The sequence below is a fragment of the Streptomyces sp. NPDC016845 genome, assembly GCF_044332585.1.
Taxonomy (GTDB): Bacteria; Actinomycetota; Actinomycetes; order Streptomycetales; family Streptomycetaceae; genus Streptomyces.
Genome location: NZ_JBIRPI010000035.1, coordinates 40,002 through 51,715, shown reverse-complemented (window position 1 = coordinate 51,715; position 11,714 = coordinate 40,002). Strand labels below are relative to the sequence as shown.

General features: G+C 70.4%; 7 protein-coding genes and 1 pseudogene. 3 read left to right on the top strand and 5 right to left on the bottom strand.

Going from position 1 to position 11,714, the window contains the following annotated elements; genetic code table 11:
- Positions 1–665 precede the first annotated feature (665 nt).
- Together ACH4RC_RS39720 and ACH4RC_RS39715 are read right to left on the bottom strand one after the other, a co-directional pair.
- The gene (locus ACH4RC_RS39720) at positions 666–3,554 is read right to left on the bottom strand and encodes an AAA family ATPase (protein ID WP_398209479.1); all 2,889 of its coding nucleotides are present in this window, start codon (positions 3,552–3,554) and stop codon (positions 666–668) included.
- Positions 3,555–3,643: 89 nt separating this feature from the next.
- A complete protein-coding gene (locus ACH4RC_RS39715) occupies positions 3,644–4,195 on the bottom strand; it encodes a hypothetical protein (protein WP_398209478.1) in 552 nt (183 codons plus the stop codon).
- Positions 4,196–4,726: 531 nt separating this feature from the next.
- On the opposite strand from ACH4RC_RS39715, the gene ACH4RC_RS39710 reads away from it, so the two are divergent.
- The gene (locus ACH4RC_RS39710) at positions 4,727–5,734 is read left to right on the top strand and encodes a PP2C family protein-serine/threonine phosphatase (protein WP_398209476.1); all 1,008 of its coding nucleotides are present in this window, start codon (positions 4,727–4,729) and stop codon (positions 5,732–5,734) included.
- A 35-nt stretch (positions 5,735–5,769) separates the two neighbouring features.
- Positions 5,770–7,917, top strand: a complete 2,148-nt coding sequence (locus tag ACH4RC_RS39705) for an ATP-binding protein (protein ID WP_398209475.1) — start codon at positions 5,770–5,772, stop codon at positions 7,915–7,917.
- A gap of 145 nt (positions 7,918–8,062) precedes the next feature.
- Here the strand turns inward: ACH4RC_RS39705 and ACH4RC_RS39700 are convergent.
- Positions 8,063–8,254 (bottom strand): annotated as a pseudogene (locus ACH4RC_RS39700) (ergot alkaloid biosynthesis protein); the annotation flags it as partial.
- A gap of 378 nt (positions 8,255–8,632) precedes the next feature.
- Here ACH4RC_RS39700 and ACH4RC_RS39695 point away from each other — a divergent pair.
- Positions 8,633–9,085 carry a DUF5707 domain-containing protein gene (locus tag ACH4RC_RS39695; RefSeq protein WP_398209473.1) on the top strand — a complete coding sequence of 151 codons (453 nt, stop codon included), beginning with the start codon at positions 8,633–8,635 and terminating at the stop codon, positions 9,083–9,085.
- Between the two features lie 304 nt (positions 9,086–9,389).
- On the opposite strand, the gene ACH4RC_RS39690 is transcribed toward ACH4RC_RS39695, so the two are convergent.
- Positions 9,390–10,388: an alpha/beta hydrolase gene (locus ACH4RC_RS39690; protein ID WP_398209471.1), complete on the bottom strand. Its 999-nt coding sequence runs from the start codon at positions 10,386–10,388 to the stop codon at positions 9,390–9,392.
- Positions 10,385–11,335 (bottom strand): SDR family oxidoreductase, encoded by a 951-nt coding sequence (locus ACH4RC_RS39685; RefSeq protein ID WP_398209469.1) that lies wholly within the window; start codon positions 11,333–11,335, stop codon positions 10,385–10,387. Before ACH4RC_RS39685 ends, ACH4RC_RS39690 begins: the two co-directional genes overlap by 4 nt.
- Positions 11,336–11,714 lie beyond the last annotated feature (379 nt).

The following is an 11,714-nucleotide window of genomic DNA, read 5'->3' as shown; positions in this document are numbered from 1 at the left end:
CGCGACCTGCAGACACTCCTCGCGACCTGGACCGGCGCCTGCCCCACCTGCCACCGCGACATACCCACACCACTACGAACATGACCAAGCACTACACGTGCCCCGTCAGGAAACTCATGGCGTGAGTCTCCCGGAGCCCACTTCCCAAGGCGTCAGTGGAACTACGCATGCGCATACGTAGGTTCACCGGCATGCTGCCTGGGGCGGGGCAGCGGCCGGCCGATCCAGGAAGCCGTTGCCGACGGTCTGTCGGCGCTACACCTCTTCCGAGTCGTGAAGCCTCAGTCTCCTCACCGCCTTCGCCGCCTCCGTCTCTGCGCCGCTGTTTCTGCAACGCCAGTGCGTCGGGCGCCAGACTGCTCAACGCGGTTTCCGGAGCCCCGAGTTCGACCGGCGGTTCGATGAGTACGCCCCACGCGAAGGACGGGTCCACGGGCGCAGTGCTCACCGGGAGGTCGAGACGCGTCCGGTCGGTGGATCCGCTGCCTGACCGGGAGGTGCGCGGCCGGACGCATGACTGGCGAAGCGCCCGGGAACCGAGGGTGTCTGCCCGGACGGCACACCGTTCTTCTCGTGTGCGCGAGTGTGTGGGAGTGCTGCCGCGGATCAGGGAGGAGCAGACGGCTCGTTGATGTCCTGGAGGGGATGGCCCACGGTCCGACCGGTCAGGCGCGGGCCATGCGGGCGGCGAGGGCAGTACGGCTGGTGAGCTCCGCCTTGCGGAGCACACGGGACACGTGTGTCTCGACCGTGCGGTGACTGAGGTAGAGCTTGGAGGCGATCGCCTGGTTGGTGAGTCCCTCGGCCACCAGTCCGGCGATCTCCCGTTCGCGCGGGGTCAAGGTGGCCAGCCACGCTGCGGTGCCCGACGCAGCGGGTGCGGGCGGGCGGGTGAGTTCCGCCAGGCCGACAAGCAGGCCGGCATCTCCGGCGGTTGCCAGTCGGTGTCCCTGGTCCCACATGGCGGCGGCCCGACGTCCCGATCCGGCCGCCGCCATGGCCTGCGCCGCGAGCAGCAATGACCGCGCCTCCCAGAAGACCGCCCCGGACCGTGCGCAGAGCGCTGCTGCCTGTGCCAGCAGGTCCGCGGCTCTTGCGGGGTCTCCCTCGTACAGGGAGAGCTGCGCCGCGCTCCGGAGCGCGGCGGCGCGCTGCACAGGCAGGCCGAGCTGCTCAACCTCCTCGTGCGCGCGCCCGGCCCACAGTGCTGCGGACTCGGCGTCACCCGTGAAGAGAGCGGCGGTGACGAGGAGTTCCGAAAGGAGGGGCCGCATGGAGGGTTGCAGGCCACGCAGGTCCTCACCTCCGGCCCTGAGCAGCGCCTCACGGGCACGGTGCGGATCGCCGCCGGTGAGTGCTGCGTAACCGAGCATGCACCACGCCATGGAGGCCCGCCAGTTGGTGCTCGGTCCCATGAGCGTGACCGCCTCCTCGGCGGCAGCCAGTGCCCCCGGGTCTCCGGGGGCACTGGCTGCTATGCGCACCTGGGCCTTGTTGGCGAGGACGAAGGCGAGGAGTTCGCTGCTGCCGATGGCGCGGGCGATGTCCTCGGCCTCGTCCGCCAGGTCCCGGGCCGACCGGAGCCGGCAGACCTGGATCCGTACGTGTGCCTTGCACAGCAGCAGGAGCGGCAAGACATAGACATGCCCAGTCGTCCGGGCGATCCGCAGTCCCCGGTCGGCATGGCGTTCGGCGTCGGCGTAGCGGCCGAGGAAGGCCTCCGCCCACCCCAGCCTGCCCAGCGGTTCGCACAGTGCGGTGAGGTCGCCGTCGGGCAGACCGTCGAGCAGCGCGGCGGCCTGCTCCGCGTACTCGCTCGCCGCTGCCGGCCGGCCCTCGTACGCCTCGCCGAACGCGGCGACCGCGAGCGCCCCCGCCTCGCCCTGCTCATTGCCTGAGGTCCGGGCGTCCGCGAGCGTCCGCGCGACCTCGCTCCGCATCTGGGGATACGGCGCGTTGTGCGGCGCCGAGGAACTGAGTTCGAGCCCGATCGCGACCCTGTCGCCAGGCGCAGGCCGGCTGTTCAACTCGCGGTGCAGCAAGGCCGCCGCCTCCGGGTAATTGCCGAGGTAACGTTCCACTCGGGCACACAGAACAACCGCCGATGTCCGTACTCCGGTTTCATCGGCTCCGGCCGTGCTGATCACCTGGTGCAACAGTGAGCGGGCCTCACGCAGTCTTCCGGAGACCCCGAGAGCGCGTGCCTGCCGCACCATCAGATCGCGGCGTTCCACGTCGTGTTCAGTCGTACCGGGCAGGAGCCGGAGGGCCGCCTGCAGCCAATGGGCAGAGCTCGCCGGGGCCGTGGAAGCGGTCGATTCGGCTGCCTCCTTCAATACTGCGTGGGCCTCCGCGGTCCACGTGGTCACCGACCGCTCGATGTGCCGGGCCCGCTCGGCGGGGGACGCGCCGATACGAGCCAGCTCGAGAGCGGCCGCGTGATGGATCATGGCGCGGCGCCGAGTGGGAACGGACTCGTAGACCACCGTACGAAGGACCGGGTGACGCAACACAGGGCGGCCACCGGGACCCATCCGCACCAGGTCACGGTCCATCAGGGCGCGTAGATCGTGATCATCCTCGTCGTCGTCCTCGTCGTCGTTCCGACCGGTCACAGCCCGTACGACGGACGGGACGGCATGGTCACCGAGCACGGCGATCGCTTCCAGCGTCCGGCGCTGTGACGATGTCAGTGGTGCCAACTCGTCGAGCAGCAGCGTGTCGAGGCCGTTCGCCGCGGTGATCGAGACGGCAGGGCCGACGGGGTGCTGCTCTTGGTGCGCGTGCAGAAGAGAGAGGAAGTAGAGCGGATTGCCTCCTGCTGCGGCGTGGAGTCGCCCGGTGTGTTCGCGCGGCAGTCCGGGGGCGAGCCCCTCGGCACAAGCCTGTTCCGTGAGCGGTCCCAGACCGATCCGTAGCACCGCGTCCGTGCCGAGTTCGCGCATGAGTGCCGCGGAGAGAGCAGTGGGTGTCTGCCGGTCCCGGCGGGCGACGACCAGGGCGACCGGGCCGGGCACGGGGTGCCGGACGAGATGGTCCACGAGCTCCAGGGAGGCCGGGTCCGCCCAGTGCAGGTCGTCGAGTGCGACCACCAGACCGCCGCACCGGCCGAGAAGTGCCAACGCGCGTGCGACCGAGCGGTGCAGCCGGAAGCGGTCGGTGACGGTCGCGTGCGGTCCCGCCCCGGAGTCGGTGAGGACTCGGGAAACGACCTTCAGCAGGTCGGGGTCTCGCGTCGGGCCGTCGTCCAGTTCGGCGAACGCGTCGGTGAAGGGGTGGAAGGGCAGGTGCCGCTCGTACTCCGCCGCCCGGCCGCGCAGTACAGTCACCCCGCGACGCCTCGTACGAAGGCAGAACTCGGCCAGCAGCCGGCTCTTGCCGATTCCCGCCTCGCCCGTGATGTCGACGAAGAACGGGGCCCCGTGGCCCAGCCGGTCGACCACTGTCTCGAGCATGTCCAGTTCGGCCATGCGGCCGACGAAACGGTTCTCGCCGACGTATGACTGGGGAGCGCCCGGCGATCCCAGGTGTCTGCTCTCTCTGCCCGACTGCATGGCAATGTCTACCACGTTGAGCCAGGGACAGTCCGGCAGTCTTTCGAGTACGTATGTCCCGCCACGGATGCGGGGCACACGTGCCCGGATCAGTCGAACAGGGCCATGGCGACCGAGACGGGTACTCCCACGACGAACCCCAGGACAAGCGAAGCGAGCTCGGCCGCGATGAAGACCAGGACGTAATGTCCGTCGTGGCTCCACGTGTCCTCTCGCGCGGAGGCCCGGAAGGACAGCGCCAGGGCGAGAAACGGTCCGAGAAGGAGTCCGCCGACCGTGACCCATGTGCCGAGGGCGTCTCCGGAGAGCTCATGTGCTCTGCCCCGAGCCAGCCGTACCTCCACGGTGCTTCCGGGCCGGTGTGACGTGGCTGCCTTGTCCAGCGTGATCCGGCGACGGGCCTCGCCGTCGGCACGGGGCCTGTACATGCCGGTACAGTCGGTGCCGTCGTCGTACCCCTCCGCATCGGTGGCCGCGTAGCACGACGAGATGGTCAAGGTGCCGTCGACAGGGCCGATCCCCAGCACGGCCGCCAGATGAGGGCCGGGCAGCACCCAGATCAGCCATCCTGCGACAGCCAGGCTGACCACCATCCCGGCGAAACCGACCCGTCGAGGCCACCGCCCGTGCTTCCCTCCCACCTCTGCGCCTCCCTCCGCACGTGACGGCCACGCAGATCCCCCGTGCCGCAGCTCACCGGACCGATCACGAATCTCTCACCGGCCGGACCTGAAGCGAATCCGTGGTTTCACTGACGTGCCGCACGTACAGCGGGGTGCGGCCGGCCCGTCCGACGGCGGGGCGACACGACCCATCCGGAGGCATCCTCGGGCCCCGTCGTCACAGCAACCCCAAGCTGTACTGGGCCCGTGCCCAGTCCCCCGTTGTCGCCCCCGGCATATCCCAATGACAAGTGGCGACACCTTCCGGTCCTGATCAGTCATTTCGCGGCACCTGCGACCAATGCCCGCGGCAACGAGGGTAAGCAGGGCTACTCTCCCGCTCACAGCACATGCGGGGGCAAGGAGGCGGACGCTATCGCGGCTCGGCGGAAAGGGCTCGGGAGCCGATGGGCTCCGCGCATTCGGGTAACCGTCGTCGGCGGGGCCCTGACGGCCGGCGGAGCCCTGACGGCTCACGTCTCCGTCAACGAGTGGCGGCTGACGCCCGGTGTGCTGCTCATCGGCCCCGTTCTGGTCAGTGCCCGCAAGGGGCCGAAGGCCACCGCGGGTGCCGTGATCTGGTCCGTCGCGCTGACCGTCACATGGTCGGTGGCCCTGTCCGTCGCCGACAGGCACAGCGGCGAATTCTCCCCGGCCGCTGTCGCCCTCGACTGCCTCGTCCTCATCATGGGTGGAGGCACGGCCGTCTACGGTGCGCGCCGCCGCACCGAACGGGAAGCCGAGTTGCGCCATGTCGCACAACGCTCGCGGGACGCGGTACTGCGCCCGCTGGCAGCGGAGGTCGACGGGGTCGTCTTCTCCTCCCTCTACCGCTCCGTCTCGGAATTCGGCCTCGGCGGTGATCTGTACGACCTGGCCCACACCCCTCACGGGCCACGCCTGTTGATCGGAGACGTACGAGGTCACGGGCCGGAGGCCGCCATGCTGTGCGCGGCGACGGTGGGCGCGTTCCGTGAGGGCGCCTGCGGCTCACCCGCCCTGGCGGACCTGGCCGCCCATCTCGACGCCCGGATCAGCGGGGATCTCGGACCCGAGGATTTCGTCACCGTGTTGCTCGCCGAGTTCGCGCCGGGCGAGGTGAGGCTGGTGAACTGCGGGCACCCGGCCCCACTGCGCATCGGCCTGCGAGCCGAGCCGCTGGCGCCGAGCCGGCCTTCGGCTCCGCTGGGGCTCGACCCCCGCCCCCAGTTGCAGCGGGCCCGCCTGGGCGCCGGCGAACGGCTGCTGCTCTTCACCGACGGGCTGAGCGAGGCACGTGACGCACAAGGGACGATGCTGCCCCTGGACGACCGGGTCAGGGAGGCCGCGTGCCTGCCCCTTCTGCCGGAGTGCCTCGAAGCCCTGCTCTCCCTGGCGACCACCCACGCGGGCGGCTCGCTCCAGGACGACCTCGCCCTGATCATGTGTGAACCGCGCTGCGCGACGCCCACGGGACACGGGACGGGACGCACCATTGCGTTGTCGTCCGGTGCCGGTGCCGATGCCCGTCATCCTTGAACAGGCCACGTCCACGCGGCCGGAAAGGCACATCGATGGAGGCTAGTGAGCGGCGGCCGGGAAACCTGTCGCCGGAGACCACCAGCATGGTCGGCCGCAGCCTCGAACTCCGGCAGCTGGAACGGCTGTGCGGCCGGTCCCGACTGGTCACGGTGGTGGGGGTGGGCGGCGTGGGCAAGAGCCGACTCGCCCGGCGGGCGGCCGCCTGTCTGCGGCACCGGTTCGCGGACGGTGTGTGGTGGGTGGAGCTGACCGGTCTGAGCGAGGGCGCACTGCTGGCCCACTCGATCGCGGAGGCTCTGCCCCTGGCCGATCAGTCCACCCGGCCCATGCTCGACGTGGTCGCCGACTATCTGGCCGACCGGGAACTGCTGCTGGTGCTCGACACCTGCGAGCACCTGACCGACGCGTGCGCGATGGCCGCCGAGGCACTGCTGCGGGCTGCGCCGGGACTGCAGATCATGACTACCAGCCGCCGACGCCTCGGACTCATGGCGGAGGAGGTACTCACCCTGGAGCCGCTGCCGGTGCCGCGGGGCCGGGAGGACATGGACGACTCGGAGGCCGTGGCGCTGCTCGTCGAACGAGCCTCCGAGACGGTGCCCGGCTTCACCGTGTCCGCTGCCGGCACAGCCGATGTCGTACGCCTTTCCCAGCTCCTCGAAGGGCTGCCCCTGGCCATCGAACTCGCTGCGGCCCGGCTGCGCGAGATCCCCGTCGGTGAACTGGTCAAACGGCTGCCGGACCGCTTCGACGTCCTGCACGACACCGAAGCGGCGCCGGACGACGGCTCACCCCCGGCCTCCCGGTCGCGCCCGGACAGGGAGGCACCGCCCTGGCACCGGGCGCTGCGCACCACGATCGGCTGGAGTCACGAACTGTGCACACCGACTGAGCGGCTGCTGTGGGCACGGCTCTCGGTCTTCGCGGGATCCTTCGACACCGAGGCGGCCGTGGCCGTCTGCGCCGACGAGCACCTGCCCGAGGAGGACATCCCCCGGCTGCTCGGTGCGCTCGTGGACAACTCCATCGTCAACTGGCTGCCCGATTACGGGGGTTCGGAGCGCTTCCGGATGCTGGACACCCTTCGGGAGTACGGCGCGTACTGGCTGCGCGCACTGGGTGAGGAGGAGCGCCTCGGCCGCCGGCATCTGTCCTACTACCGCGTGTTCGCCCACCGGGCGGACGCCGGCTGGTTCGGCCCGGAGCAGCTTGCCTGGTACACGCGTACGGCCGCGGAGTACACCAACCTGCGCGCTGCCCTGGGTCTCAGCCTGCGGCAGCCCGAGGGACACGCCGCACTGGAACTTGTCGGGAACCTCTGGTTCTTCTGGCACGCCTGCGGGTTCCCGAGGGAGGGCCAGTACTACCTGGCCCAGGCCCTCGCCGCGGACCAAGTGCTGTGCCCGGAGCGGGGCAAGGCGCTGTGGGCCGAGGGCATGGTGCTGGTGACGCTGGGAGAACCGGAGGCGATCGGGGCACGCGTCACCGAGATCGCTTCGACGGCCGCCCGGTTCGGCTGCGACGCGGCGGCCGACCGTGCCGACTCCCTCGCGTCGATCGAGGCGGTGATGCTCGGCGACCACGCACGCGCCGCCACCCTGTCTCAAGCGGTCCTGGACCGGCACCGGTGCAGCCCGATGGCTCAACCCGAGCAGTCCGCCGGGTTCGTACGCAGCCTGGTGTACATCGGCGAGGGCCGCATCGACGAGGCCGTCGCCGTACTGGACCACGTCATGGCCGACTGTGACCGGCACGGCGAGCAGTGGTCGCGGGCCTTCGCCGACTACATGTGTGCGCGCGCGGAGTTGGCCCGCGGCCGGGTCGAGGCCGCGTTCGAACACGGCCGGGCCTCGTGGCTCACCAAGCGCCGCTTCGACGACTCGCTCGGGATGGCCGTCGCCCTGGACGTCCTCGCCGCGTCCGCGTCCGCGGATGCGGACGCCCGTCGGACCGCGCATCTACTCGGCCTCGCCCAGCAGATGTGGGACAGCCTCGGCGTACGACAGCTCGGCGTCTCGGAGTGGATCGCCATCCGACGGAGCTGCGAGGAGCAGGCCCGTCAGGCTCTGGGCGACGACGTCTACACGACCGCCTTCCACAACGGCTACCGCACACATCAGGACAGCCCCGACGCACTGACCCCCGCAGGGGAGGCGTCCGGACCTCGGCCGGGCCAGTGAAGGTTGGGCGGGAGTACCGTACGCGGCCGCTCACGTCCGGGCGAGCCGCCGGAGGGGAGGCGCCACCGGCGCCCAGGCGGTACTGGAGACCGCCGATCAGCCGGGACTGGCCAGTCACGACCGCCACCGCTCCCGCAGGGTCTCAGGCTGTCCAGATGATGCCCTCGTCGCGGACGCTGCGGGTATGCGCGTGCGTGCCGGTGAAGTTCTGCATGAACCACGAGGGTCGCAGTACCACCCATTGTTCGAACAGAGCGGGCAGGGCCTGGTGCGCCGTTCCCACCGCCGGGCCACCCTCGGGAATGGACGAGGAGCCCAGCAGCACCGCACGGTGCACGCGGCCCCCATCTGAACGAGGCGGGTCGGAAACTTTCCCCGGCGAGCACCCCGGAGCTCTGGCTCTCGAAGGCAACCTCGTTGCGGTACCGACAACTTGGACGCGGGCCCTCTCAAGCGACGGACTGCAGCCGCCCGATCGAAGCGAGGTCCGTGGCGCGGAGGGGCGGGACAGGGTCGGCGGGGAGGTGCGGGGCCAGGGCGCCTGAAAACCGGAGTCGGCGGCGTCAGTGTCACTCGCGACCCGAAACGGCGCTACTCAGCCCTGGTTTGAGTACGTGTGCTGATACCCGGTGCTCACAGCGCGGCCAGTATGGGCGCAACGGCGCAGCCGAGAGCGCGCCGGTCCGATCCAGCTGAGCCTATGGGGGAATCTCTCATGTCGCGACGTGTCGTTCTGTCCGTTACCGCCGGTGTCGTCGTCCTCGCAGGTACTGGAGCGTTCGCCGTCGCCTACGCCGGGGATCAGGCTCCCTCTGTGGCGCACAGCGCTGCCCGCTACGCTGCCCCCGACGGCGACCGCGGCGGCTCGTTGACCTTCACCACCGACGTCACCGCGTCCTCCGGCGTCAAGGACGTGAAGGTCCTGGCCTGGCCCGCGAACTCGGCCTTCGCCAAGAAGAGGCTGACCGCTAACGATATGGCCACCACGGAGTCGGCCCTCTGCAAGCCGGCCGGTGAAGACACCGTGCGCTGCACCTATACCGCCACCGTCAGCCGCGTCGAAGCCGACGCGTCCCCGCGCGGTCTGTGGCACGTCGCCGTCCTGGCCACCGCCGAAGACGGCGGCACGACGTTGGACACCAAGGCGGCCGGCTTCACCGTTGTGTAACCCAGACACACGTGTGCCTGCAGGAGCACAGTTGGGGCCCGCCTGGGAGTTCGGCTCCGCGCGGAGCCACCGCAGCCCGCTGAAGCATCTCGGGCCGACGGTCCGTCGCCTGGGTGAAAGCAGGCTGTCGGTCCTGGATCTGTCGCGGTCAGCCGGCCTTGGTCGACTCCTCGGCCCGGTCTCACCGCAACCGCAACCTCTTCCGCCGCCGACCCACACCTCCGCGTCCGGGCGGGCGGTCGCGCAGTCGGTGCGGAGGCGCCGGCGGGATTGCGCACAGGATGCAGGCCGTCAGACCCGCGTGCTACTCAGCAGTCGCTGTTGTCGGGGACTTCGTGAAGTGCCGGACGAAGTAGTCGTTCAGGGCGTGGTGGAAGCTCACCGCGAGTTGGGACTGTGGGGCGAACAGGTCGAAGGCATGGTAGGCGCCGGGGTAGAGGTGCAGCTCGACGGGGACGCCGTGGGCGCGCAGGCGTGCGGCGTAGTCGAGGTTCTCGTCGCGGAAGACGTCGAGTTCACCGACGCCGATGAAGGTCGGGGGCAGGCCGGCGAGGTCGGTGGCCCGGGAGGGGGCGCAGTAGGGCGTGACGTCCTCGCCGCCGGCGCGGTCACCGAGGATGGCCTGCCAGGCCAGGATGTTGGTCGCGCGGTCCCAGATGCCGATGTCGGTGATCTCGTGGCTCGAGTCGGTCGTGTTGCGGTCATCGAGCATCGGGTACATCAGCAGTTGGAACAGAGGGGTCGCCGCACCGTGGTCGCGGATCAGGAGGGCGCTGGCGGCGGCGATGCCTGCGCCTCCGCTCTGGCCGGCCAGGCCGACCCGGGTGGGGTCGAGGCCGAGCTCGGTGGCGTTGTCGCTGATCCACCGGTAGGCGGTGTATCCGTCTTCGGCGGCGCGGGGCGCGGGGGTTTCCGGGGCCAGCCGGTAGTCGACACTGGCGACGGCGCAGCCGAGCGCGGCAGACAGGGGCTTGAGCCAGGCCGCGTCCTGGGCGGCGTAACCAATCACCTGCCCGCCGCCGTGGAACCAGAGGAGGACCGGCAGTGGTCCGGGCGCGTTCTGGGGGCGCAGCAGGAGGAGCGGGACGTCGGGGCCTTCCGCGCGCGGTGCACGGATCTCGTGGGCGGTGACGGTGGGCTCGTCGGGGAGAGTGGCGGCGATGGATTCGGCCATGGCGCGGACGCCGGCTCGCGTGCCTTCCAGGTCGCTGAGGTCGAACGCCCCTGTCTCCCCCGTCGGTACGGCCTTGAGGACCTCGGCGAGTTCGGGGTCCATCCGCGCGGATATGTCTTTCAACTTCATGTCACTCTCTCCGCCGGCTGCGATGTGGCGCGGGTCGCGCGGCAGCCGGTCTTCTTGGGCGTGAGGGGTTGGGCGGGGTCGTCGATGAAGCCGGGCTGGACGGGCTTCCAGTCGAGGAAGTCCTGGGTCAGCGTGGTCGAGGACGGGTTGTCGGCCTGGGCGAGGGCGCCGAGGAAGCCGAAGTGGGCGTCGGCCCGCGTCGGCGGGATGCCGACCACGGGCAGGTGCAGCCCGCGGCCGATGGCCTCGGCGATCTGCCGGAAGGGGATCCACTCGTCGTCGACGGCGTGCAGCCGTGAGCCCGCCGGCGCGGCTTCCAGCGCCAGCCGGTACAGGCGTGCCGCGTCGAGCGTGTGCACGGCGGGCCAGCGGTTGGCCCCGTCGCCGACGTAGGCGGCGACGCCCTTCGACCGGGCGATGGAGATCAGGGTCGGGATGAAGCCGTTGTGGTCGAGCGTGCTGTGCACGGTCGGAGTCAGCCGGACGACGGACGAGCGGATGCCGCGCTCCGCGAGTGCGACGACCGCGTTCTCGGCGTCGATCCGCGGACCTGCGTCGAGCGCGTCGACTTCGGTGAGCGTGCCTTCCAGGCCCGCGAAGGCGACGGTTCCCGTCGTGCCCACCAGAGCCCTGCCGGTACCGGCCAAGGTGTCCCCGAGCGCCTCGATGACTCGCAGATCCGCCGCTGCCGCGCCCTCGAAGTCGCCGGCGAACATGGCCTCGTGCTTGAAAGCCAGGTGGATGACGCCGTCGGCCGCGGCGGCGGCCGCGGTGAGGCCGGCGAGACCATCCAGGTCGCCTCGGTGCACCTGGGCACCGGCAGCCGTCAAAGCGGCGGCGGACTTGTCCGAGCGGGCCAGACCGACGACCTGGTGCCCCGCTTCGAGCAGTTCGGGGACGACGGCGGAGCCGACGTGTCCGGAGGCTCCGGTGATGAAAACGCGCATGGTGCGCCCTCCTGCTGAAGGCTCCCCCGCCAGGGGCGGAGGTCGTGATGTCAGGTGATGACATCACCGCAACACTGACGTCAGTCACTGCCATCACCTTCATGACAGTGGCTGACGTACCCCTGATGACAGGCGCCGCCAAGGTCGCCATGCCCGATGGCACTTGAGTTGCGGACGAATCGTGCGGGTGATCCGCGCCGGGCGCGCCTGCAACGGCCCTGCAACGAGTCCTGCAACGAGTCCTGCAACAGGTGCTGCAACGCGGGCTCGCACGATGCATTCCACGTCCCCTCAGCGGACGCATTGCCCGGCGGCACGGTTCGGCTATCGCACGCCGAAGTGAAGCCCGGAGAGCCAAGAGCGACGCAGAGAAACAAGG

What these genes read in the sequence shown, in the direction of transcription:
- ACH4RC_RS39720 (WP_398209479.1), bottom strand. Translation starts at nt 3,554, where the DNA reads ATGCAGTCGGGCAGAGAGAGCAGACACCTGGGATCGCCGGGCGCTCCC.
- ACH4RC_RS39705 (WP_398209475.1), top strand. Translation starts at nt 5,770, where the DNA reads ATGGAGGCTAGTGAGCGGCGGCCGGGAAACCTGTCGCCGGAGACCACC.
- ACH4RC_RS39695 (WP_398209473.1), top strand. Translation starts at nt 8,633, where the DNA reads ATGTCGCGACGTGTCGTTCTGTCCGTTACCGCCGGTGTCGTCGTCCTC.
- ACH4RC_RS39690 (WP_398209471.1), bottom strand. Translation starts at nt 10,388, where the DNA reads ATGAAGTTGAAAGACATATCCGCGCGGATGGACCCCGAACTCGCCGAG.
- ACH4RC_RS39685 (WP_398209469.1), bottom strand. Translation starts at nt 11,335, where the DNA reads ATGCGCGTTTTCATCACCGGAGCCTCCGGACACGTCGGCTCCGCCGTC.